This window comes from Aerosakkonema funiforme FACHB-1375, from assembly GCF_014696265.1.
Classification (GTDB): Bacteria; Cyanobacteriota; Cyanobacteriia; order Cyanobacteriales; family Aerosakkonemataceae; genus Aerosakkonema; species Aerosakkonema funiforme_A.
Genome location: NZ_JACJPW010000058.1, coordinates 1 through 25,424, shown reverse-complemented (window position 1 = coordinate 25,424; position 25,424 = coordinate 1). Strand labels below are relative to the sequence as shown.

General features: G+C 43.2%; 18 protein-coding genes and 1 pseudogene. 12 read left to right on the top strand and 7 right to left on the bottom strand.

The features are described 5' to 3' along the window. Positions 1–36: 36 nt before the first annotated feature. The 8 genes from H6G03_RS21370 (at position 37) to hypB (ending at position 8,105) form a co-directional block, all read left to right on the top strand. Positions 37–1,197, top strand: a complete 1,161-nt coding sequence (locus tag H6G03_RS21370; protein ID WP_190468064.1) for an NHL repeat-containing protein — start codon at positions 37–39, stop codon at positions 1,195–1,197. Between the two features lie 323 nt (positions 1,198–1,520). Next, positions 1,521–3,893: a carbamoyltransferase HypF gene (hypF, locus tag H6G03_RS21365; RefSeq protein WP_190468061.1), complete on the top strand. Its 2,373-nt coding sequence runs from the start codon at positions 1,521–1,523 to the stop codon at positions 3,891–3,893. Positions 3,894–3,927: 34 nt separating this feature from the next. After that, positions 3,928–4,110 (top strand): type II toxin-antitoxin system HicB family antitoxin, encoded by a 183-nt coding sequence (locus tag H6G03_RS21360; protein WP_190468058.1) that lies wholly within the window; start codon positions 3,928–3,930, stop codon positions 4,108–4,110. A gap of 30 nt (positions 4,111–4,140) precedes the next feature. Next, positions 4,141–4,407 (top strand): HypC/HybG/HupF family hydrogenase formation chaperone, encoded by a 267-nt coding sequence (locus H6G03_RS21355; protein ID WP_190468055.1) that lies wholly within the window; start codon positions 4,141–4,143, stop codon positions 4,405–4,407. Positions 4,408–4,488: 81 nt separating this feature from the next. Further along, positions 4,489–5,622: a hydrogenase formation protein HypD gene (gene hypD, locus H6G03_RS21350; protein ID WP_190468053.1), complete on the top strand. Its 1,134-nt coding sequence runs from the start codon at positions 4,489–4,491 to the stop codon at positions 5,620–5,622. 240 nt (positions 5,623–5,862) lie between these two features. Beyond that, positions 5,863–6,930 (top strand): hydrogenase expression/formation protein HypE, encoded by a 1,068-nt coding sequence (gene hypE, locus H6G03_RS21345; protein WP_190468049.1) that lies wholly within the window; start codon positions 5,863–5,865, stop codon positions 6,928–6,930. Beyond that, positions 6,931–7,275, top strand: a complete 345-nt coding sequence (hypA, locus tag H6G03_RS21340; protein WP_190468046.1) for a hydrogenase maturation nickel metallochaperone HypA — start codon at positions 6,931–6,933, stop codon at positions 7,273–7,275. It begins immediately after the preceding gene. Then, entirely contained in the window at positions 7,266–8,105 is an 840-nt protein-coding gene (gene hypB, locus H6G03_RS21335; RefSeq protein ID WP_190468043.1) for a hydrogenase nickel incorporation protein HypB, read from the top strand. The genes hypA and hypB overlap by 10 nt, the downstream gene beginning before the upstream one ends. A gap of 259 nt (positions 8,106–8,364) precedes the next feature. Here the strand turns inward: hypB and dnaK are convergent, their stop codons facing one another. The 4 genes from dnaK to H6G03_RS21315 all read right to left on the bottom strand — a co-directional run bounded on the left by dnaK (position 8,365) and on the right by H6G03_RS21315 (position 14,332). After that, positions 8,365–10,284, bottom strand: coding sequence for a molecular chaperone DnaK (dnaK, locus tag H6G03_RS21330; protein ID WP_190468040.1), 1,920 nt, complete (start codon positions 10,282–10,284; stop codon positions 8,365–8,367). 535 nt (positions 10,285–10,819) lie between these two features. After that, positions 10,820–12,589 carry an iron uptake porin gene (locus tag H6G03_RS21325; protein WP_322111949.1) on the bottom strand — a complete coding sequence of 590 codons (1,770 nt, stop codon included), beginning with the start codon at positions 12,587–12,589 and terminating at the stop codon, positions 10,820–10,822. A gap of 52 nt (positions 12,590–12,641) precedes the next feature. Continuing rightward, positions 12,642–13,661, bottom strand: coding sequence for a phosphate ABC transporter substrate-binding protein PstS (gene pstS, locus H6G03_RS21320; protein ID WP_190468036.1), 1,020 nt, complete (start codon positions 13,659–13,661; stop codon positions 12,642–12,644). Positions 13,662–13,786: 125 nt separating this feature from the next. Then, positions 13,787–14,332, bottom strand: a complete 546-nt coding sequence (locus H6G03_RS21315; RefSeq protein ID WP_190468033.1) for a hypothetical protein — start codon at positions 14,330–14,332, stop codon at positions 13,787–13,789. A 529-nt stretch (positions 14,333–14,861) separates the two neighbouring features. Between H6G03_RS21315 and H6G03_RS21310 the strand changes: the two genes are divergently transcribed. The 4 genes from H6G03_RS21310 to dusB all read left to right on the top strand — a co-directional run bounded on the left by H6G03_RS21310 (position 14,862) and on the right by dusB (position 19,191). Continuing rightward, a complete protein-coding gene (locus H6G03_RS21310; RefSeq protein ID WP_190468030.1) occupies positions 14,862–15,131 on the top strand; it encodes a hypothetical protein in 270 nt (89 codons plus the stop codon). A gap of 345 nt (positions 15,132–15,476) precedes the next feature. Then, positions 15,477–17,267 (top strand): diguanylate cyclase domain-containing protein, encoded by a 1,791-nt coding sequence (locus H6G03_RS21305; protein WP_190468027.1) that lies wholly within the window; start codon positions 15,477–15,479, stop codon positions 17,265–17,267. Between the two features lie 88 nt (positions 17,268–17,355). Beyond that, on the top strand, positions 17,356–18,015 hold the full coding sequence (locus H6G03_RS21300; RefSeq protein ID WP_190468024.1) for a Uma2 family endonuclease: 660 nt from the start codon (positions 17,356–17,358) through the stop codon (positions 18,013–18,015). 105 nt (positions 18,016–18,120) lie between these two features. Then, a complete protein-coding gene (gene dusB / locus H6G03_RS21295; protein WP_190468021.1) occupies positions 18,121–19,191 on the top strand; it encodes a tRNA dihydrouridine synthase DusB in 1,071 nt (356 codons plus the stop codon). Positions 19,192–19,284: 93 nt separating this feature from the next. Here dusB and H6G03_RS21290 read toward each other — a convergent pair whose 3' ends face one another. From H6G03_RS21290 to H6G03_RS38195, 3 genes and pseudogenes are all read right to left on the bottom strand, one after another. Continuing rightward, a complete protein-coding gene (locus H6G03_RS21290) occupies positions 19,285–21,876 on the bottom strand; it encodes a GAF domain-containing protein (protein ID WP_456057578.1) in 2,592 nt (863 codons plus the stop codon). A 1,199-nt stretch (positions 21,877–23,075) separates the two neighbouring features. Continuing rightward, positions 23,076–24,929 (bottom strand): DNA repair protein RecN, encoded by a 1,854-nt coding sequence (gene recN, locus H6G03_RS21285; protein ID WP_190468018.1) that lies wholly within the window; start codon positions 24,927–24,929, stop codon positions 23,076–23,078. Positions 24,930–25,230: 301 nt separating this feature from the next. Continuing rightward, positions 25,231–25,424 (bottom strand): annotated as a pseudogene (locus H6G03_RS38195) (RNA-guided endonuclease TnpB family protein); the annotation flags it as partial.

The window sequence follows — 25,424 nt, the reverse complement described above, 5'->3', positions numbered from 1 at the left end:
GCACGCTAGGATGATCGGTAATTTTCCCTTTTTTCTATGATAACTCAAAAGGCAGTCCCATTTTCGCTTCTCTCGCCTGAAGGTGCAAAGGTAATTATCGGTGGTTTGGGAGATTCTATCATCCCGACGCCGATCGCACCTACCCCTAATACTTTATTTGGGCCAAGAGGTATTTGTTTAGTTGCCGATCGTTCTTTGTGGGTGGCGGATACGGGACATCATCGTTTGTTAGGATGGCGATCGCATCCTGAATCAGACAATCAACCTGCGGATTGGATTATCGGACAACCAGACTTTTTTAGTGAAGGGAAAAATGCTAAAGGTAATCCAACTGCTTCTACTCTCAGCGTTCCCACTGGAATTTGTATTTGTGGTGAAGGTTTAGCTGTTGCTGATGCTTGGAATCATCGCGTTTTGATTTGGAAAAAAATCCCAGAAGATAGTAATATTCCTGCTGATATCGTGTTAGGACAAGCTGATTTTTCGCAAGGGGAACCAAATCGGGGATTTATGGATACGGCGTGCGATCGCTTGCATTGGTGCTATGGTGTTTTCTATTATGAAGGTAAGTTATTTGTTGCTGATACTGGAAATCGTCGAGTTTTGATTTGGAATCAGTTACCAGAGACTAACGGACAACCTGCGGATTTAGTTTTAGGACAACCCGATTTTACCTCTCGCAATGAGAATGGGGGCGGAACACCGACGGCGGCGAGTATGCGTTGGTGTCACAGTATGGCAATTTGGCAAGGTAATTTGGTAGTGGCGGATGCTGGAAATAATCGGATTATGTTGTGGGAAGGAATTCCTACAGAAAATAATACTCCCTGCGTGGCGGTGTTAGGGCAGTCTAGTTTTGACAAAGTAGAACTGAATCGAGGGGTTTACTTTCCTACTGCGGCTAGTTTAAATATGCCTTATGGGGTGACAGTAGCGAAAGATTGGTTATTAGTTGCTGATACTGCTAATTCTCGCTTATTAGGTTGGAAATATTTGGCAGATTTGCGCCTGCTTCACGGTACAGATGCGAATGCTTTAATCGGACAACTTGATTTTCAAAGCAAGGGAGAAAACCGAGTTTACGGTTTACCGATGCGAGATAGTCTTTGTTGGTGTTATGGGGTGCTGGTTTGTGGCGATAAAGTTGCGATCGCTGATTCGGGAAACAATCGAATTTTACTGTGGGATTTGGAATAAATCTTGATTTATACCACGCAAACGTCGCAATGGAAAGTATTGCAAGCTACCTTCCCTATCTTACCATGAATTTTACGATCGAAAACAGATGCTAAGAAAGTTTGAAATTTTGGTCACTCTGACTTGCGATCGCTTAAATATAAGGTAGGAGAACAAGAAAATAATTTTTCCCTAACTCCCAACAGATTTAACCATCTGTAGACCCCGCCTTAAAGCTGAGTCTACATCTGTGTTCATCTGTGTTCATCTGTGGTAAAAAATCCCAAATTTGGGAATAGTTTAACTTATCCTCTTCTAAAAATAAGATTCTAACTTCTAACAGAATGATAACCGATATTAACAACCCAAATTTAAATATAGCTGAAGAAATTCGAGTACGCGGTACAGTCCAAGGCGTAGGATTTCGTCCTACAGTTTATCGCCTTGCTAAACTTGGCAGTTTGTGCGGTGAAGTATGTAATGATGGCGAAGGCGTACTGATCCGAATTGTGGGAACTGCTGAAGCTGTAGAAACTTTTATTGACAAACTACAAAAAGAATGTCCGCCATTAGCAAAAATTGAAGCGATCGCACGTTCTCCTCTCTCTCATCCACCAACTTACACCGATTTTACCATTACTCAAAGTATCAGCAATCAAGTTAAAACCAGCATTACTCCCGATGCAGCAACTTGTCCTGAATGTAAAGCCGAAATATTCGATCCTTTTAGTCGTTGGTATCGCTATCCTTTCACTAATTGTACTCACTGCGGCCCTCGTTTAAGCATCGTTCGCGCTATTCCTTACGATCGCCGTAACACCAGTATGGCTAATTTTACTATGTGTTCGGATTGCACGAAAGAATATGCAGATGTAACAAATCGCCGATTTCACGCCCAACCTGTCGCCTGTCATATTTGCGGCCCAAAAGCTTGGCTAGAACGGGCAGATGGCAAACCCATTGTATCATATATGTTCTCGATGTTGGATGATGTGGATGCAGTTTGCACCCTGTTACAACGAGGAGAAATTATTGCGATTAAAGGTATTGGTGGGATTCATCTCGCTTGTGATGCTACCAACGAAACCGCAGTACAAAAACTTAGAGAACGCAAGCATCGCTATCATAAACCATTTGCTTTGATGGCAAAGAATTTAGAAATTATCGATAAATATTGTTTTATTGATGAGTTAGAAAAAAAACTGTTACAAAGTGCGGCTGCTCCAATTGTACTATTACGATTGAAAGACAGCAGAGAAGAAATTTCAAAACCTATTGCTGCTTCCGTCGCCCCTAATATTAAATCTCTCGGTTTCATGTTGCCTTATACACCGTTGCACCATCTGATTTTGCGGCGCATGGAACGTCCGATCGTTCTCACCAGTGGCAACATTTCCGATGAACCACAATGTATTACTAATGAAGTAGCAAAAGACAAGTTGAGTCAAATCGCTGATTATTTTTTACTACATAACCGAGAAATTGTCAATCGAGTTGATGATTCGGTGGTGAAAGTAGTAAGAAATCGACTGCAAATCCTACGTCGCGCTCGCGGTTATGCCCCCGCGCCAATCCGCCTGCCATCGGGATTTGAACAAGCTCCTCCTATTTTAGCAATGGGGAGTGAATTAAAAAATACTTTTTGTTTGTTGCGGGAAGGAGAGGCAATTTTATCGCAACATTTGGGTGATTTAGAGAATGCAGCAGCGCTGACGGCTTATCGCGAAACATTGGAACTGTATTTGCATTTGTTTGAACATAAACCAGACGCGATCGCACTCGATCTGCATCCCGAATATCTCTCTACCAAATTAGGTAAAGAATTGGGAGTCGAGCGAATTTATTCGATTCAACATCATCACGCCCATATTGCCGCTTGTATGGCCGAAAATGGGATAAAATTAGAAACTAAACCGATTTTGGGAATTGCGTTAGATGGTTTAGGCTATGGTGAAGATAGCACGCTTTGGGGTGGCGAATTTCTATTAGCAGACTATCGCAGTTACCAAAGATTGGCAACTTTTAAACCTGTTGCTATGCTAGGAGGAGAACAGGCAATTTATCAACCTTGGCGGAATACTTACGCTCACTTGATGGCCGGATTTAATTGGGATGAATTGGCGGTAAGATATAGGGAATTAGAAATTGTGAATTTTTTAGACCGACAACCGCGATCGCTCTTAAATCAAATGTTAGCAAAAGGAATTAATTCTCCGTTAGCTTCTTCCGCTGGACGCTTGTTTGATGCGGTAGCGGCTGCTTTAGGAATTTGTCGAGATTTAGCTAGTTATGAAGGACAAGGAGCAATCGAATTAGAAGCTTTAGTTGATAATATTAGTGAGGAAACAGGATATCCTTTTGAAATTATCTCTGCGCCGATTTTCTATTTAGAACCCCGTCCGATGTGGCAAGCATTATTAACAGATTTACAAACAGGGGTTTGCCAGAGTGCGATCGCGACGAGATTTCATCTTGGACTAGCAAAAGCGATCGCATCTATGGTAGTTAGGTTGCAGGAAACTCACTCTTTTACTCAGGTTGCTTTAACAGGAGGTGTCTTTCAAAATCAGGTATTATTAGAACAGGTTAGCCAGCAACTAAATGTGATGGATTTAACAGTTTTAACCCATAGTTTAGTGCCAGCTAATGATGGTGGATTGTCTTTAGGACAAGTTGCGATCGCCGCCGCAAAATCAATTCAAAAAGGTATAAAATGAAAATAAACTTTTCTTTTGATTGAACACGGGAAATATGAAGACTTTTACGGCAATTGTTGAACGAGATCTTGATACAAAACTCTATGTAGGTTATGTCCCTGGATTTCCGGGAGCCCATTCCCAAGGAGAAACTTTAGATGAACTACAAGAGAATCTCCGTGAAGTAATTGAGATGCTTTTAGAAGACGAGAATCTTTTAGTTAAGTGCGTACAATAAAAATTTTCCAATTACAATAGGTAACGTAAAATGTGTTTAGGAATCCCCGGTCAAATAATCGAAATCACAGACATCAAAAACAAACTCGCCACCGTTGATATTAGCGGCGTAAAACGTCAAGTTAATATCGCTTGCATCGTCGATGATACCCATCCCGTCGAATCTTGTTTAGGAGATTGGGTATTAGTCCACGTCGGTTTCGCCATGCAACGAATAGATCCAGACGAAGCAGCCGAAACCCTAAAATTACTCGAAGAACTAGCAGAAATTCAAGAATCATTAACCATAAGCAACTAAAGTCTTAATCCCAACCATAAAGCTACCTGTTTATCTGCCTTCATCTGCGTTTATCTGCCTTCATCTGCGGTAAAAAAAACCATGAAATATATCAACGAATTTCGCGACCCCCAAAAAGCCCAAATATTAATCGAACAGATTCGGCAAATCAGCCAACAAATTGCCACCGACAAACCCATTAAAATCATGGAAGTTTGCGGCGGACATACCCATGCCATTTTTAAATATGGATTAGAAGATTTGTTACCAAAAACGATCGAACTCGTTCACGGCCCGGGCTGTCCAGTCTGTATAATGCCAAGAGGTAGGCTAGATGATGCGATCGCACTCGCACAACAACCCAATGTTATTTTTACAACCTTTGGCGATGCGATGCGAGTTCCCGGTTCCAAATATAGCTTGCTGCAAGCGAAAGCAAATGGTGCAGATATTCGCATGGTTTATTCGCCTTTAGATGCGCTGCAAATTGCCAAACAAAATTCCGATAAAGAGGTAGTATTTTTTGCGATCGGCTTTGAAACCACCGCACCCAGCACTGCTTTAACAACACTGCAAGCAGAAAGCGATCGCATACAAAATTTCAGCCTATTTTGCAATCACGTTTTAGTTGTACCAGCATTAGAAGCACTATTAGCTAACCCCGATTTGCAATTAAATGGATTTGTTGGCCCAGGTCATGTTAGCACCGTAATTGGTACAGAACCTTATCGAATTATTGCCGAAAGATATCACAAACCTGTCGTCGTTTCTGGGTTTGAACCTTTAGATATTTTGCAATCAATTTGGATGGTAGTTAAACAATTAGCAGAAAAACGTTGTGAGGTGGAAAATCAATATAGCCGCTTGGTGAATTCAGCGGGTAATGCTGTTGCTTTGGATGCGATGCAACGGGTATTTGAAGTAAGAGAAATGTTCGAGTGGCGCGGATTGGGTGATATTCCGTTGTCTGGGTTGAAAATGCGTTCGGAATATGCGTGTTTTGATGCGGAGGCGAAATTTACTTTTCCAGGTAAGCAAGTTGCAGATCACAAAGCTTGTCAGTGTGGGGAGATTTTAAAAGGCGTGATGAAACCTTGGCAGTGTAAGGTTTTTGGGACTGCTTGTGTTCCCGAACATCCCCTTGGTGCTTGTATGGTTTCTTCGGAAGGGGCTTGTGCTGCTTATTATAAATATGGGCGTTTATCGATCGAGCGGGAAGAGGTGAAGGTTAATTAGATCTGGGTTTTTTTAACCACAGATATCCACAGATGAACACAGATGAACACAGATGTTAGCGCAGTTTTTGGGTGGATAAATTTACGTTTTTTTACCACAGATGTATGCAGATGAACGCAGATGTTAATGCAGTCTTTTGGTGGAGAGATTTACGTTTTTTTACCACAGATATCCACAGATGAACACAGATAAACACAGATGTTAATGCAGTCTTTTGGTGGGGAGATTTAGTTGTTTTTTATGGATATTTCTCGTTGGAAAATGCGACAAGGTAAGAAAAAATTTCAGGAACGCACTGTTACTTTAGCGCATGGTAGTGGTGGTAGTGCGATGCGCGATTTGATTGATGATGTTTTTGTGGGTAGTTTTGATAATCCTACGCTGTCGCTGTTGGAGGATCAGGCGCGAATTGATTTAGGGAGTTTAATGTTGTTGGGCGATTGCCTCGCGTTTACCACTGATTCTTATGTGGTTACTCCTTTGTTTTTTCCTGGTGGTGATATCGGTAGTTTGGCAGTTAATGGTACTGTTAATGACTTATGTGTTAGCGGGGCTAAACCGCTTTTTCTGAGTTGTAGTGTGATTTTGGAGGAAGGTTTAGAAATTGATATTCTTCGTCGAGTTGTTGATAGTATGAAAGCGGCTGCTTTGGCGGTGGGCGTGCAAATAGTGACGGGAGATACTAAAGTTGTTCCTCGCGGTTCTGCTGATAAGTTATTTATCAATACTACTGGTATTGGTGTGATTAAAACGGGCGTTTCTCCCGCTGCTTTCCAAATTCAACCAGGGGATATTATTTTAGTTAATGGTTCTTTGGGGGATCATGGTGCTGCTATTTTGGTAGCGAGGGGAGAGTTATCTTTGGAAACTGATATTCAAAGCGATTGTCAACCTTTAAATGGGTTAGTTGATGCGATCGTTTCAGTTTGTCCAAATGTGCGGGCGATGCGGGATGCTACTCGCGGCGGATTGGCTACAGTATTGAATGAGTTTGCCCAAAGTGCTAATGTGGGAATTCGTTTGCATGAGTCAGCTATTCCGGTTAGAAAAGAGGTAGCTGGAATGTGTGAGTTGTTGGGATTCGATCCGCTTTATTTGGCAAATGAAGGTAAGCTAGTAGTGGTAGTTCCGCCTGATTCAGCAGATGAGGTTTTGGCGGCGATGCGATCGCATTCCGCTGGCAAAGATGCTCGGATTGTTGGCGAAGTTATTGCCAATCCTGCGGGGGTGGTATTGCTGAAAACTGAATTTGGTACAGAACGAATCGTTGATATGTTAGTAGGCGAACAATTGCCGAGGATTTGTTGAATGCACGAATTAGGAATTACCCGAAATATTGTTGCGATCGCCACCGAACACGCATCTGGTTCTAGGGTAAAACGAGTATCTCTAGAAATCGGACAACTAACCGCTATTTTACCTGATTCGATCCGCTTTTGTTTCGATGTTTGTTGTCAGGAAACATTGCTAGAAGGAGCAAAATTAGAAATTATTGAAATTCCCGGTTTAGCCCGTTGTCGTCAATGCCAAACAGAGGTTACTTTAGAAATGCCATTCGGTATTTGTCCCTCTTGCGGTAGTAGCGATTTAGAAATTTTTCAAGGTGAAGAACTTAAAATTAAGGAATTGGAGTTAGAAGAATTATGTGTGTAACTTGCGGCTGTTCTGATGATGCTAACGTAACTGTTACCAATCCCCAAACCGGAGAACATACTCATGTTTTAGCTGACGGTACGGTTGTTTCCCATTCCCATCACCACGAACATTCTCACGAACATCATCACGAACATCCTCATACCCATTCTGTTGCCACTGAAAATGCCCAATTACACGCTAAAATGCACGGCACAACAGTTAGTTTAGAACAAAATATTTTAGCCAAAAATGATTTGTTGGCAGCCCAAAATCGCGGTTGGTTTAAAGGTCGAAATATCTTAGCACTTAACTTAGTTAGTTCTCCGGGTTCGGGAAAAACAACGTTGTTGGCGAGAACGATTGAAGATTTAAAAGACAAAGTTGGAATTAGTGTAATTGAAGGCGATCAAGCTACTACTAATGATGCCGATCGCATTAAAGCTACAGGTTGTCCTGTCATCCAAATTAATACGGGTACGGGTTGCCATCTGGATGCAAATATGGTAGAACGAGGATTGCAAGAACTCAATCCTCCTCTGAATTCAATTGTGATGATTGAAAATGTGGGAAATTTGGTTTGTCCGGCTTTATTTGATTTAGGAGAAACTGCCAAAGTTGCGATTTTGTCAGTCACAGAAGGAGAGGATAAACCAATTAAATATCCATATATGTTTCGTGCCAGTCAGGTGATGATTATCAATAAAATCGATCTATTACCTTACGTGCAATTTAATGTCGATCGCTGCATTGAATATGCACGTCAAGTTAATCCCCACCTACAAGTATTTCAAGTATCTGCCACAACCGGAACGGGCTTAGATGCTTGGTATCGTTGGTTAGGTGTTTAGATCGTCTTATACCCAAACATTGGATATCTCCAAAAATTCTTGTGGGGTAGGCATCCTGCCTGCCGAGAGAGATTCTTTGAGAGGAAATCTCTATTGTAGAGACGTTTCATGAAACCTCTCTACAGCCGATTGCCATAAAGGGGATTATAACAACTCTGTCAAAAAGCAGCCTTCTATGAAACAAAAATACCCCGCCACAGCGCAAGCTTGGCGGGGTATTCTCAACAACAATTACTTATCAAAAGCCAATGACTGATGACTACTTAGTTTCAGAGAATTCAGCGTCAATGACATCATCACCGCCGCCAGAAGAGCCGCCGGTAGGGCCACCAGGGCCAGCGCCGGGATCGCCAGGGTCACCAGGAGCAGCGCCGCCAGCTTGTTGATAGATACTGCTACCGATGCTGAACAGAGTTTGTTGCACTTCCGGCATCAAAGTCTTGATGCGCTCATCATCTTCCTTAGCAACAGCATCCTTGAGGTCTTTGATCAAGCCTTCCAACTTGGTCTTGTCAGCAGCGGGAACCTTGTCACCCAAATCGCTGAGTTGTTTTTCAGCTTGGTATGCCAAAGAGTCGGCTTGGTTTTTGCGATCGATCTTTTCGCGACGTTCCTTATCAGCAGACGCATTTTGTTCGGCTTGCTTAACCATCCGCTCAACTTCATCTTTCGGCAGAGTCGAAGCACCGGTGATGCTGATAGATTGAGCTTTACCAGTACCCTTATCCTTAGCCGTGACGTTGAGAATACCGTTAGCGTCGATATCGAAAGTCACTTCAATTTGAGGTACGCCACGAGGAGCTGGCGGAATTCCATCTAAGCGGAAAGTACCCAAACTCTTATTATCGTTGGACATTTCCCGCTCACCTTGCAGAATGTGGATTTCCACATTCGTTTGACCGTCAACAGCAGTCGAGAAAACTTCCGACTTCTTGGTAGGAATGGTGGTGTTGCGAGGGATAATCTTGGTCATCACACCGCCCAAGGTTTCTACACCCAGAGACAGCGGCGTCACGTCAAGCAGCAGGATGTCTTTCACTTCACCAGCGAGAACGCCAGCTTGAATTGCCGCACCAACTGCTACTACTTCGTCGGGGTTAACGCTTTGGTTGGGTTCTTTACCCATCGTGCGGCGCACCAACTCTTGCACGGCGGGAATCCGGGTAGAACCACCTACCAACACTACTTCATCGATCGCAGATTTGTCGATTTTGGCATCGCGGATCGCATTTTCCACCGGAATGCGGCAACGATCGATCAAATCCGAACAGAGTTCTTCAAACTTAGCCCGCGTCAGCGTTACATCCAGGTGTTTCGGCCCTTCCTGAGTTGCGGTGATGAAAGGCAGGTTGATTTCTGCTTGCGTAACGCTAGACAATTCAATCTTCGCCTTTTCAGCAGCTTCCGTCAGACGTTGCAGTGCTTGTTTGTCTTTCCGCAGTTCAATTCCTTCATCTTTCTTGAATTGTTCTGCCAAGAAGTCAACGATTTTCTTGTCGAAGTCATCACCACCCAGGTGAGTATCGCCAGAAGTTGCCAGCACTTCAAACACGCCGTCGCCAACTTCCAGGATAGATACGTCGAACGTACCGCCACCCAAGTCAAATACTAGGATGGTTTCGTTGCTCTTTTTGTCCAGACCGTAAGCCAGAGAAGCAGCGGTAGGTTCGTTGATAATCCGCAGCACTTCAACACCGGCAATCTTACCCGCGTCTTTCGTAGCTTGACGCTGAGAGTCGTTGAAGTAAGCGGGAACGGTGATTACTGCTTGGGTAATCGTTTCGCCCAAGTATTTGCTGGCATCGTCTACCAGCTTACGCAGAACTTGCGCGGAAATTTCTTCAGGAGCGAATTGTTTGCCTTGTGCGGGACAGTCGAGTTTAACGTTGCCGTTACCGTCGCGCAACACTTTATAAGATACTTCGGTAGCTTCGTGGGTAACTTCCTCAAAGCGACGACCGATAAAGCGCTTGACGGAGTAGAACGTATTTTCCGGGTTCATTACCGATTGGCGCTTGGCGATTTGACCGACGAGGCGATCGCCATTTTTCGCGTAGGCTACGACGGAAGGTGTAGTCCGAAAACCCTCTGCGTTGGCAATTACTGTGGGTTTGCCACCTTCCATTACAGCCACACAGGAGTTAGTCGTACCTAAGTCAATTCCAACTACTTTTGCCATAAGAGCTTTCCGGTTCCATTAACTACAAAATTTTTCCATCTCGATTTATCAGCCGAATCCAGGGGGAGTGTAGGAGTCCAAACTGAGATCGCCGAGTCGATCGAGCAGCGCTTTCCAGCTTCAATACTGTGATTCAAAGAAAGACTAATCTCTATACTGATCGCGAGAGTGCCTTCTCTTGAAGGGGGGTTTCCCGTACCTTGGGGGGACGGTTAGCCTTCAGGAGAGGTTGTGCAGCTGTCATCGCTTTACATCAGTCGATCGCTGTCACTAGAACTAATAGTAGGCACATCCACCGACTTGGGGTTTAGGGCGAACCGTAATCAATTAGTCGTGTTTGCCGTCTGAATGGGAGTTTTGGCAGATCGGAAATCAGGTTTTTGTACGAAAAGTTGACACTTTGAGCTTGGTTTAACTGTAAAAAAGCCGGTTTCTGGCCTTAGTGCCCGATCTGAGTAGGGGCGAAGTATTTCGGCAACAATCGATCGCTCAAAACCCTATATTTTTCCTCCAAATACTTCGCCCCTGCACATCACTAAAATATAAACGTGGTTCGGAGCAATCCCATCCAAATCGGAGAGTTTTCTGCATTATGCTCTGGATTCGTAATTACAAAAAATCCCGGAGTGATAGAAATTCTATCATTTACCGGGTAGCTATAAGATAACTCAAAATGTAAAGAAGTATCCCGATCTTCACGTTCAAAAATATCATTATTTATCACTTTTGGTGGCATACCAAAAACAAAATTTAATTGACTGCCTGCTTTCCCTAAATCTGATAAAAAAGCGGTAAATGCCCAACTCCAAATATCCGCTTGAGAACCCGCATAACCATTTAAACCACTAACGCTGGGAGAACCCTCAGCTTTAGCATTAAAGTAACTAAGCCAACCACCTAATATTAATTTACTACTGAGTTTGTAAGTAAATTGTAAGCCAAAAGCATCGGAGGAAGTCGCCGTACTTTCACCAAAAGGTAATTGAGCGAATGTGCTGCCCTTACTCCCAGTTATGTTAATAGTTGCACCTGGTTCCGGAGCATAATAATGGCCGTAAGTAAAAGCAACCCCAATTTGCTCGGATGGAGTATAGCTTACTTGAGTCAAGACGGTATATTGACCATTAAACAGCCCCTCTTTCACTTTGCTAGCAGAAGTGGTTAAATAAGTGATACCAGCAGCTAGGTTGTCAGTTAAATTATAATAAATTATTCCACCACTACCAAAAGCAAAAGAGTAAATAGGACTTACTGCACCAAAATTTGATATCGCGCTAACAGGATTAAAAACCGGAAAAATGCGAGTGGGAAAGTCCGCAACAGGAGCAATAGATATTATCCCGCGCTTCCCTATAGGAAATTGATAAAATAATGACCCTAACCGCACATTATTATTAGTATTTATTCCCCCGACCAAAAGAGTCATTTCTGTGCCAGTTACATTACTACCCAAACTGTTAATATTCCCTGCTACCACTTGAGTTCGTAGCCTATCTTTACCAGTAAAACTCGTATCAAAAATAAGTATTGTTGCTGCTGATAGAGTTAAATTTTCCTTTAATTCTTCGTCAGAGTGACTTTCTGGAGAAACTGCTTTTTTGTCACCAAAAGCAGTAGTTACATCCCACAGCCCTATACCCCGTAAAACTGTAGTAGGACTAAACTGATGCTCTTGGAGAAAATTTACTCGCTGTGACACCTTGTCTATTTTGGCCGTAATATTTTGAAGTTCTGTAGCAAATTCTGCTTGCAATCTTTCGATAACGACCAAATCTTCTTGCTGAGGAAATTTATTATTTAAACTTTCTATTGAACGTCTAATACTCTGTAGGCAAGTATTTAAGCCAACCGCAAATTCATAACGTGTCATAGCTCGATTGCCCCGAAAATTTCTCCCAGGGAAAGCACTAATACAGCGATATTTTTCTACTAAATTACGTAATGCTTCGTAAGCCCAATCGTCAGAAGTAACATCTTCCAACTGATGGACATTGGTGATGTTTTCGCCCAAGTTAGGAGGAGAACTGCTATATAGTCTTTCGATTTGCTGAACAGGAGTTTGTGAAACTTTAGGTTCTGAATTAGAACTTACTAAAGGGAATTCATTCTGAGAGGATAGTTGGTCAACTAAAGGCGTGTAAATTACATTTGAATTACTTAAAGATTCTGACCCAACAGGATTTGAGTTGAAATTTACTTGGGCGAGGACTGGAGATAAAATTAGTAAATTCCAACTCAGTATTACTGAGGTGATAGGAAATGACACATTCAAGTTTTTCATAATTTTTTGACTGGTTAATTTCACAACTACAACCGCTTTGAGTATGCACAGCGAGTGCATCACAATTTCTGCAACTTTAATAAGGTCGAAGTTTCAATTCATTATTGACAGCTTCTATCGCTTTTTGGGAGACATTTTCGGGAATTTTTGTGTACTCTAACTCCTCATTAAATGTTTGACCCTTAGTTAAAATCCAGAGCAATAAGTTTTTAGTTGCTTTCAGTGTATCTTCGTTGAGATACTTTTTATAAACTAGCAGCCAAGTTAAACTCACCAAAGGATAACCCTCTTCTGGATCTTTGATATCTTCAGTGGTTAAATCATCATTAAACTTGACATTCGCTAGGGCTTTCTCGGTTTCTGCTAGAGTGGGTTTAACGTAACGACCAGTCTGATTTTCAATACTGGCAATAGAAAGATTGTTCGTCTGAGCAAAGTTGCTTTGGACATAGCCAATCGCACCATTAATTCTACCTATTTCTCCCGCTATTTGACCATCTTCAGTCAAGGCAGAAAATACCTTAAATCCCCAATTAGGGTTTCTACTGGCTGGGACTTTTCCCGCCGTAATTTTGTTTAAGTATTTAGTGAGAATAAAGCTAGTACCGCAATTGTCAGCACAAACTACCACTTGGATTTTTTGATTGGGAAACTTTGTATTAAGTTGTTGCCAATTGGTAATTTGACCTGTAAATATTTTTACCAGTTTATCACGGGATAATTTGACCTCGCTTGTCACATTTTGCAGGTTATAAACAATGGCTAATGCACCTCCACCCGTGGGCACCATTAGCAAACCATCTTCCATCTGATTTTGCTCAATGGGAGTAGGAATTAAACTACTAGCGGCAAAGTCGATCGACTTTTTGATAAATAACCGAATCCCACCACCACTACCAATAATAGTGTATTTGAACTTTTCTCCTGTTTGTTGTTCGTATTCTCTGCTATAACGCTGATAAAGAGGTTCAGCAAAAGAATCACCAGCCCCCCTGAGTAATTGCGCCCAAGCAGCATTAGTGCTGAAACAAATTGTTGTTATCGTTAATGTGGCAGTGAAAATTTTTTGCCATTCCCCGATGATAAATTTCTGCATGAGTATCTTTATTAAGTAAGGTTGATACGTAAGCCAAATTCTTGATTTTCCATTAGTCCTTGTCTTGTCGAATTGGTTTGTGTAGCCGCAGAATTATATTCTGCGGGCAACTGGTTTTTGATTTACTAATACCGAACTTTTTTTTGGTAAATGATGATTTTACTGCCATCAGTAGCAATTTCTAACCAAAAATCCTGAATGGTAAATCGATAGAAAACTTCCCCAAGACGGGTACTCCGCCAAGTGCTGATAAGTTGGTCATTTGGTGCCCATCGTTTGAAAGCTTTTACGGCAATTTCAGGAACTGCACTGAAATCTATTTGCTCGTCAACTTGAATAACAGTGCCACTGGGAGTAACTTGTACTTCAACTTCAAAGCCTTGTTGGTTTTTCCCTCTGAGTATGTATATTAACGAACCATCTGACTTCAGTTCAATTAGGGCTTGGTTAAATTCAGCATTTGTCGCCGTCTTTGCTGAAGACATCGCTGGAAGTGCTATTTCTTCTAGGGGTATTTTTCGGGCTATTCCCCCTAGATTTTGGGCTATTAATAGATTCTCTTTCTCAATCAAAGATTGAGCCTGAACATTACAGGTATAGATGGAGGAGGCACAAACTGCCATACCTGTAATAATTAATATGCTTTGCCAAGTCTTTGTGTAAAACATCATTAGTTTTTGAGTATGGTTGTGTTTTTTTAGTATCGTTTATTTACATGATAATCAATCAGACTCACAGGGAACTTAAGTCCTGGCTTATTGGTAGGGGCATCCCTGTATATTCTTGATAATCTGAAGCAGATTTTCTAAGAGTAGGAAAGACTTTACCCTGCTCGTTTAAATTTAAGAATTGTTAAAGATGTTGTAAGCATTTTGCTTCTCTTAATGTGTATCCAATCAATATTGCAGAGTTTACTTTTCCGATCAATACTTTATATATATATATATATATATTTTATGTTTAATAGGAGGTGTAATTAGGCTGCAAATGAATAATGATAATAAATATAGCCTAAATTAAGCTGGAAATATTAGATAAGATTTATTAATCATTAATCGATCGTTTTAGTTAGTCCTCTCGTACCCGTCCTGACGGCTTTTTGAGTTTAATTGCCAAATCTCTATATCGATCGCAAGAGTGCCTTCTCTTGAAGGGGGGTTTCCCGTACCTTGGGGGGACGGTTAGCCTTCAGGAGAGGTTGTGCAGCTGCGATCGCTTTACATCAGTCGATCGCTGTCACTAGAACTAATAGTAGGCACATCCACCGACTTGGGGTTTAGGGCGAACTGTAATCAATTAGTCGTGTTTGCCGTCTGGATGGGAAAATGTGGGGAACACAACGCGGATTTGAACGCGGATGCAGGGATGAAAGAGGAATTAATCTGTGCATCTATGCCATCAGTGTCGTGGCAAGGAGGTGAGCGGAAGCATATTTACCAAGAGTGTGGGGCAACGGAAAAATTAACGTAGAAATCTGGAATATTTTCGGTGAGCGCGTCCGTTGGCGATCGAACGACAAATGGCCTTGGGAAATTTCTCAATTCACTTGCAATAGTGCCGCGACAATTAAGCCAACAATTTGGTGAAATTACACTTTTTTTAAAGTAACTATAAACTACTGTTGACCTTGTTTATCGGCATTAGCATAGTCCCAATGTGCCTTTTTGTGAGATAATTTTACTGGTTAATCCAGGGGATAAGCTGGTAAAAATTTATGGGGAGCGCTCTAAGCAGCCGTTATAATTTTAGGCTGGTTTCCTGGTAAATTATTGATCGAGCATCATGTAGCTTTCAGAATAGGAGATTGAAAATATTATGTCCTCTAAGAAGTCCGAGTCCATTTGGCGAATTTTTGCTAAAAAAACTGTGGATTCGGCTTGCAGCATTTTAAAATTGCCTACAATCAGTCAATTAGAAGCCCAAGTCGCTCGACAAGAGTTTGAACTGCAAAAAAAAGAAGCGCAAGAAAGAGCTTTATATCGAGTCATCAGTAAAATCCGTGCTTCTCTGGATCTGGAAACCATCTTTCGGACAACCACTAAGGAAACCTGTAAACTACTCCGGGTAGAGCGAATAGCAGTTTATCGTTTTTATGAAAATTGGGGAGGAGAATTTGTCAGTGACTTTGAGTTTGTCGAGCCAGAAGTTGATGATATCAAGATTATGGAAAAGAATACTGTCTGGAATGATTCTTATCTTCAAGAGAATAAAGGTGGGCGATATCGCAACAACGAAATTTTAAGTGTTTCAGATATTTATACGGCAGGTTTATCCCCTTGTCATCTCGAAATTTTAGAGCAATTTCAGATTCGAGCCTACGCCACTGCACCAATTTTTATCGGCAAACAATTGTGGGGAGTCCTTTCAGCCTATCAGCATTCAAAGCCTTATGATTGGAAAAAATCAGATATTCAGTTTTTAGGAAAAGTTGCCTCACAATTGGGTTTTGCTGTTCAACAAGCACAACTTTTGATTCAAGCTGAGCAAAAAGTAACAGCATTAAATCAAGCCTATCAAAGGCAGAAAATTTTATTTGATTTGGTTGCCCAAATTCGCGAATCTCTGAATATGGAGAGTTTGTTCAAGACAACTGTTCGGGAAATTCGCAAAGTTCTTGAGGTGGATCGAGTTGGCATCTTTAAATTCGATCCTGAATCTAATTTTGGCAATGGAAAATTTATTGCAGAAAATGTCTTGCCAATGTATGACTCCGCCATTGCTGTCAATATCCAGGATCATTGTTTTGGCGATAAATATGCAATTCTCTATCAAGAAGGGCGCGTTCAGGTTATCCCAAATATTTATCAAGCCGAACTCAAAGAATGCTATTTTAAACTACTAGATCAATTTCAAATCAAAGCTCAAATTACAGTCCCACTGCTCGAAGGAAACCATCTCTGGGGACTTCTGTGCGTTTATCAATGTAGCTCTCCGCGTTCTTGGACAGCGGTTGAAATTCAGTTTGTACAACAGTTAGCTGCCCAATTTAGTGTCGCATTAAAGCATTCAGAATTATTAGAACAATCTTGCTCTCAAGCTGAAAAGCTGATTCAAATTAATCATGCTTTAGAGCAGGCTAATTCAAAACTGGAAGAATTAAGCAACATAGATACTCTCACCAAAATTGCCAACCGACGTTGCTTTGATAACTATTTTGCTAAAGAGTGGCAAATACACCAAGAAGAACAAAAACCTCTGGCTATAATTATTATTGATATCGATTATTTTAAACTCTATAACGATAGCTACGGACATCAAGAGGGAGATGATTGTTTGATGCTGGTCGCGCAAAATATTGCGAAAGTTACCCAACGTTCCATAGATTTAGTTGCTCGTTACGGTGGCGAAGAGTTTATCGCAATTTTGCCTAATACTAATACAGAAGGAGCATTAACAGTTGCCGAGTCGATGCGAAAAACGATCGCATCTCTCGCTATTCCACACGCTAATTCTGAAGTCAGCCAATATCTTACATTAAGTTTGGGAATAGCCAGTTTAATTCCAACCGCAGAAACCTACCCAGAAAATTTAATTGCTAATGCAGATAAGGCGCTTTATGTAGCCAAGAATCAGGGACGCGATCGCGCGATGGTCTATACTGTATAAGCTCGCGATTTTGCTCTCTTCTCCTTTGTCTGGCAACACCCGGTTTCTCAGTGATACAATTAATTAATCAATTATCGGCCAGCCTATTATGGTACAGTTCGATCGCGAAATTCGCTTACCAACTGGTGCTGAACTCCCTAATTCCGACGATACGCCTGTGGATAACGAAAATCAAAACTTTATTCCCAATTTACTTTTATTCTTGCTCAAATTCTACTGGAACCAGCGCAATGATTGGTTTTTTGGCGTGGATATGGCAATCTATCACACGACGGGAGTTAGTCCTCTCGTACCCGTTGTTCCTGACGGCTTCTTGAGTTTAGGAGTAGAACGGTTTAAAGGCGATGCTTTGCGCGTCAGTTATGTGGTTTGGGAAGAAAACAATATTCCCCCGATTTTTGCCCTAGAAATAGTCTCGCAAACTTACGGCGGCGAATACGATAAAAAGATGGATATTTATGCAAAGTTAGGTGTATTGTATTATGTGGTTTATAATCCTTACTATTGGCGACGTGACCAACATCAACCTTTTGAAGTTTATCGTTTAGTTAATGGCGAGTACGAACAGCAAATTGGCGAGCCTTTTTGGATGCCGGAAGTAGGTTTGGGAATTGGCAGAGGTAGGTATAATGATGGGGGATCGCAACTTGAGGTATTGTATTGGTTTGATGAGCGAGGTAATCGCTATCTGACCGCAGAAGAATTACTCGCTCGATATCGGGAAAGATTTGGCGAATTACCAGAATAAAAAACTATGTTGTTGCGCTTTAGCGCTATCTTAAAGAGCGCTGAAGCGCAACAAAGTACCTAAGAATAATCTACAATAGAAAAGCTCGATCGCCTTCCAGTCGATATGCTATCTCTATCTCCCAGTCTGCAAGCCAGACTCTCCACTCCTCTGAAAATAGACAAGTTTGAAGTAAATAGCCGGGTGCTGCAATCACCTCTCTCTGGCGTCACCGACTTGGTATTCCGTCGCCTAGTGCGTCGCTACGCGCCAGAGTCGATGATGTACACGGAAATGGTGAATGCGACGGGACTGCATTACGTCAAACAGTTGCCCAAAATTATGGAGGTAGACCCGAACGAACGACCGATTAGCATTCAACTGTTTGACTGTCGTCCGGATTTTTTGGCTGAAGCTGCTATTAAAGCAGTGGCAGAAGGCGCAGATACAATTGATATCAATATGGGTTGTCCCGTCAATAAAATTACTAAAAATGGTGGCGGTTCTTCTTTATTGCGACAACCGGAAGTAGCTGAGGCAATTGTGAGGGAAGTAGTCAAAGCGGTGGATGTTCCAGTCACCGTAAAAACTCGCATCGGTTGGTCGGATAAAGAAATAACTATTCTCGATTTTGCCAAGCGGATGGAAGATGCTGGCGCGAAAATGATTACCGTTCACGGTCGCACTCGCGCTCAAGGTTATAATGGCAATGCCAGATGGGAATGGATTCGTAAAGTGAAAGAAATTCTTTCTATTCCCGTGATTGCCAATGGCGATATTTTTTCTGTGGAAGCTGCGGTACGTTGCTTAGAAGAAACTGGTGCTGATGGGGTGATGTGTTCGCGAGGAACGTTGGGTTATCCTTTCTTAGTGGGAGAAGTTGACTATTTCTTGAAAACGGGGAAAGAGAAGGAACCGCCAACACCAATTCAACGGCTGGAATGTGCGAAAGACCATTTGCAAATGTTGTGGGAATACAAGGGAGAACCGGGAATTAGACAAGCACGCAAGCACATGACTTGGTACGCGAAAGGTTTTGCAGGTGCTGGTGAATTGCGGGGTCAATTATCGGTAATCGAAACTCTCGAACAGGGGTTTGATATTTTAGATAGGGCGATCGCACATCTTGCCTGCACTGACGATGGTAACGCCAACTGGCAGGAAGATGACAGAGAACCATCTCTGGCGCTAGTTTGAAATCGGGAAGGAAATTTTAAATTTTAGATTGCAGATTTCAAATTGTATTTTTAAATTTGAAATCTGCAATCAGAAATCTGAAATTACCAAAGCCTATTTTTCTGTCAGAGTCCAAACTCCATCATCCCATTCTGTTTCTACAGATTCCGGGTTGTCCAGCCAGTGCTGACAGCGCTTCAGATATAGCGAAGCTGCTTTGTCGGGGATACTCATATCTTCCAGAATGATGGCGAACTCATTCATCGCTTTGCGAAACTCCTTATTCAGGTAATAGTTTCGTCCTTCGTGGTAAATATCGATCAATTTCAGCTTTTGGTCGGAAATCGGTTCGTGACGCAAACCTACCAGTTCGTAGATCCTCACCGGTTCGTTTTTGCCTTTAACGCGAATGAAGTCAAGTTCCCGGTGCCAGATGCGATCGGCACAAGGTTCGTAAGTATTTTGGCTGATCACAATATCGCAACCATATTGTTTGCTAGCACCTTCCAAACGCGAACCCAGGTTGACGCCATCTCCGATGGAAGTCAGTTCCATACGTTGAGAAGAACCGATATTACCGCTAATCACAACGTCGGAATTGATACCAATACCAATCTTAATTTCTTTCTGGTTATGTTCGCGGCGTTTCGCATTGAATTCTGCCAAGCGATGGCGCATTTCTACGGCTGTTTGCACTCCCATCCAGGCATGATCTGCCAATGGGACAAATGCACCAAAGACAGCCATGATCGCATCGCCAATGTATTTGTCTAGGGTACCTTTGTAACGGAAGACAGCATCGACCATTGACTCGAAATATTCGTTGAGCATTTGCACCACTTCTTCCGCTTCCATACTTTCGGTCAAGGTGGTGTAGCTGCGAATATCTGAGAACAGGACGGTAACTTCTTTGCGATCGCCTCCCATCTTGAAATTATCGCCGCTTGCCAGCAGCTGTTCGGCGACTTCCTGAGTCATATAGCGATACATCGTACTCTTGAGGCGTTTTTCATCGCTGATGTCGTCCATTACGACCAAAGCGCCGCCTATTTTAGTAGGATCGCTGCCATCGGCGATCGTATTAATTGACAGATTGACGCTGTGCTGTTCGCCATCAAGGCTCTCTAATATTTGATCCGGGTAATATTGGTGGCGCTTTTTATCATCCGCAGGCGTCAAAGCCATTTCAAACCAGCGAGCGAATTTCCGATCGTCTTGTTCCTCTTTGTCTTTAATTTGCACCAACTCTTGAACTGGTTTGCCCTCAACTTTTTCTTCTTCGCTAAACCCTAGCAATCGTTTCGCGCTTTCATTGGCAGCGATAATATTACCCGTTTTATCTGTGGAAATTACACCGTTAGTCAAGCTGCGGAGAATATCTCGCTGCATTTGTTCCTGTTGCTTAATTGTGGCAAACAGTTTGGCATTTTGCAAAGCAACGCCAGCTTGAATATTAAACACCTGCATAAATTCTTGGTCGGTGCGATTAAAACTAGCCTTCCAGCATTCCGGTGCTTCCGGCCATTTAGTCGCGTCGTAGTCCGGCCAATCCCCCTGTTTTTTCTTGTTGATTAATTGCGTCACACCAATCAACTCGTTATTGGCATTAAACACGGGCATACACAACATACTGCAAGTGCGATAACCCGACTTTTGGTCGGTTTGTTTGGAAGTCTCCGAACGCGGATCGTTATACAAATCGAAAGGTATCATCAGCGGTTCGCGGGTTTCCGCAACCATACCAGCGAAACCTGCCGTTCTGGGAATGCGGATTTCTTTTAATTCACCTTGGATGGGAATTTTTGTCCACAATTGATTGCGATCGTGATCGATGAGCCAAAGGGTACTGCGATCGGCATTCATCAGCTTCTTCGCTTCGTCCATCACCCGTTTGAGGGTGTCTTCCAAGTCCAGGCTGCTCTGACTTAGAGCTTGGTTGGCTTTGATCAGCGCATCAGCTGCCCGCTGTTTCTGAGTAGCCATATAGAAAGAGCGGGAACTTTCTAGAATTAAACGAATTGACGGTGCAAATTCTTCAAAAACTCTTTCGTCTTCATCTGTAAAGCCGTTGAGATCGATGCGCTCGGCTAACGATATGCTCGGATTGTTGGGAGTTTTTAACTTATTGATTAATTGCACAACGGAGACTAATTCTCCTGCTTCGTTCAACAAAGGCAGTACCAACATTGTATACGTGCGGTAGCCTGTTTTTTTGTCTGTTTGTTTGGCAAATGCAGAGCGCGGATCGTTATAGAAATCGTAGGGAATATTGATAACTTTGTGGAATGTAGCTGCCTCGCCTGCGATTCCTTGCGTCGCCGGAAAGCGAATTTCTAGAGGGCGACCATCTTCATTTTTGGCCACAATTGACCACAGTTCGTTCTTTTCTTCGTCCAATAAGTAAATTGTTGTTCGATCGGCGTTCAGTAATTCCCCAGTTTTCAGGGTAATCGCATTCAACATATCTTGCAGAATCGCATCAAAACCCTCGCTGTTGGTCAGCATGGTCAGGGTTTGATTCACTACCCGCAGTTTGTCTTCAACGCCGGTAACTACTTCTTTGAAAGAATCTTTATTTAGGGGAGCGAGAAATCCTGCAAAAGAATCTCCCCTTCTAGCCAACGAACTACCAGGACTCGACTCATAAGAGTTGGATTGGTTTTTTCGATCGGCTGGCTCTCTTTCCTCTGTTGGGGCCAGGTCGATCGTCCTGCCATTATAACTCTCCACTTGTGCTTTTTGATACTTTGCCTTGTGTTCCGCTTGCGGGATAACGTCGATCGTCCGAGGTTCATCGTTATGTACTTGTACTTTTTGATGCTGTGGCTTGTGTTCCACTTGCGGGACGACATCGATCGTCCGCGCTTCGTGAGTCTGCTGTTGTACTTTTTGATGCTGTGGCTTGTGTTCCACTTGCGAGACGACATCGATCGTCCGCGCTTCATGAGTCTGCTGTTGTACTTTTTGATGACGTGGTTTTGCTTCCACTTGCGGAACTACATCGATCGTTTTCGCCTCCCCAGTATGCTGTTGTGCTTTTTGATGCTGTGGTTTCGCTTGCACTTGCGGGACGACATCGATCGTCCGAGTCTCGCGATCGTCAGTTAAGGATACTTGCTGCACCGACTCATATTCCACTTTTGAGGCTACATCGATCGTCGGAGTCTCATCATCATGGGTGCTGTTGCTCGTTGTTGTTTGGAAAGAAAAGTCTGCTTTCTTCTCCTTGTCTCCGTTTTTCTCTGTATTATCAGTTGGACTTGCCCAGAAATCCTCCAGCTCTTCCGCCTGGGATTCTTCCTGTACGGGTTGAAGTTCCTCTTCTGCAACCTTATCAATGACAGTGGATTCGGGAGTATGAGGTTGTGTTATTTCTGACACAAGTTGAGCTTCTGTTGGTCGAACTGCGTCAACTACAGTGGCTTCAGAAGGATGAACCTGTGCCATTTTATGCACGGACTGAGTTTTAATGTAGGGGACTACATCTATCACAATGGCAGTCTGTGCAACAGATGGCAGATGCAAACGCGATGCGATCATAGTTCTTTATAAAGTATTGGAGTTACAGATTGAGTATGTGAAAACCCTACAAGCTTAATTTACAGATAAGTTTACTCTGCTACTTGGGTTTAAGCATAGAATAAATGGGTGTAGCGAAGGCTACCTAATTTTTTAAGATTATCATTGCTAATTTTCACATCGCAGCACCGAATATCTGTGGCTATGATTACCAAATTTTGTACTTGTCTGGTGGGTTGACAATATTTTTAAGCCAAACCAAGAGCCGCAATTGCATTTGTAGGATTTCCGCAAACCATGAGCTTTGCATAAACAGTTTAGAATTCCTTCCCTCTTCTGGCCGACGCCCTAACCAATACTCTATAACCCGTACTTCGGTCGCAATGTTAAGGATTATTTAAAGTTCTGTCGATCGCAGATTCAGTTTGCGAATCGGAATCTGGCAGAGATTCAGACTGAGAACTGGGTGGCAATTGCTGCCTTTGACGGCGAGAAGCAGCTTGTGCGAGCAGGGATTCGCCGAAGGCGAAGGAGATCTCTTCAGTGGCAAAGTGTCCGCCAGCAAGCTGAGCCAGTTCTTCGCTGCGAGTGAGATGGTTATCCAGGGAAGACACCCTCACCACAGTGCGAACATCTGAGTTCTGAGCGTTGGATAGATGGCGATCGGGGATTTGTGAGTCTTGAGTATCGATGACTTGTTTATGGACTCGGAAGTGACGATCGGCCATAGCAGCAATCAGGGGTTGGTGGGTCACGCAAAGGACTTGATGATGTACGGATAGTTGATGGAGTTTTTGAGCGATCGCCGCCGCCACTCTACCGGAAACCCCTACATCAATCTCATCAAATATTAGTGTTCCCACAGAATCTACCTGAGTGAAACATGACTTGAGAGCCAGTAAAAAACGACTCATTTCTCCCCCAGAGGCAGTTTCTGTCAAAGGATGTAAAGGCTCGCCTGGATTGGGACTGAACAAAAAGGTAATCTTGTCAGCACCGGCAGCCGTAGGGGGACTCGGAGCGATCTCGACTTTAAACTGCACTTTTTCCATTGCTAGAGGTTTCAGTCCCGATACCAAGCGTGCTTCCAGTTCACCAGCGGCGCTGCGACGCAATTGTGTCAGATCGGCACAAGCTTCCACAAGAATGGCTTTTCGCTCTTGATATATTTGCTCTAACACTTCGATCGACTGACCGCCGCCTTGCAGTTCTTCTAACTCAGTTTGGATGCGCTCGGTATATGCGATCGCCTCTGCCAGATTCGGGCCATACTTGCGGCAAATTTGCTTCAGGTCTCGGATGCGCTGTTCCACCGTTTCCAAGCGCTGCGGATCGGCTTCCAAACCTTCACCGTAGGCATTAATTTGTCGTCCCGCTTCCTCCACCTGAGCCAAAGCAGCGCTTACCATATCTAAGATCGGTTGCAGCTGCACATCGTAGTTCACCATATCGATGAGAGTCGCTTCTGCTTCACCCAGAATGTCCGCCGCCGCATCCGCCTCGCCATCATTTTGATATAGAGCCTGATATACCTGATAGCTTTGCTTTTGCAGTTCTACCACATGACTGAGGCGCTGACGTTCTTGGTCGAGATGTTCTAATTCATCGGGTTCTTCGAGTTTAGCGGCACTCAGTTCTTTGAGTTGAAATTCCAGTAAGTCTAACTTTTGCAAGCGCATTTGCTCTGATTGCCGTCGCCCTTCCAGGTGAGCAAATGCCTCTTGACAGGCTGTATATGCCTGAAAAACCGCTCGTCGTTGCTGAAGCAGGGGGGCACCGCCAAAACTGTCCAAGCAGTCACGTTGATGGGCTGGTTGCCCGATCAGAACGCTTTGACCTTGAGCTGTAATTTCCACAACACGCGATCGCAATTGCTCGATCTGCTGTCGATTGACCACCACCCCATTGATGCGCGATCGACTGCTACGCAGGACAGTTTGATTTGTCGTCATTTCGCGACTGCAAACCAAAGAAATTTCATCCAGAAGGTCAATTTCTTGCTCGTTGAGCCATTGGGCCAAGTCCGGCGTCAGTTTAAAAGTCGCCTCCACCAGAGCGCGTTGTGCGCCTGTGCGAATCGACCTACTGGTAACTTTACCTCCCAAAGCCGCATCGATCGCATCGAGAATAATCGACTTTCCCGCCCCAGTTTCGCCAGTCAAGACATTCAAACCTTGGCCGAATACTAACTCCAGGCGATCGATGAGAGCAAAATTTTCAATCCGCAGCGAGATTAACATGAGGGCGTCGGGGCTAGGGGCTAGGGGTTAGGGGTTAGGGGTTAGGGGTTAGGGATTAGGGATTAGGGATTAGGGGTTAGGGATTAGGGATTAGGGGTTAGGGGTTAGGGATTAGGGATTAGGGGTTAGGGGTTAGGGAGGAAAATCTCGATCGTCGATCTGTTCACTGTTCATTACTGCCAATCTTTCAAAGCCCAGCCAATCCAAAATGCAAAATCCAAAATCTAAAATCGGATGACCAAACCAGATATAGCGCAATCATGAGGTTTTCCGGTCTTGATGAATTTGACACTCAAGAGCCCTAAAGGGACGGGGATTCTTCATTCATAGACTCAGCTTGCTTGCGACTGGATTACTCCAACCAAAGTAGCGGCCAAATCTCCTGAAGCGTTCGGATCTTCGATCCAAGTTCCGGTATGCCCTACCGTACTCAAGGCTACTTTTAGAATCATCAGTGCCGCATTCCAATCCCTGTCCAAAATCAATCCACATTTA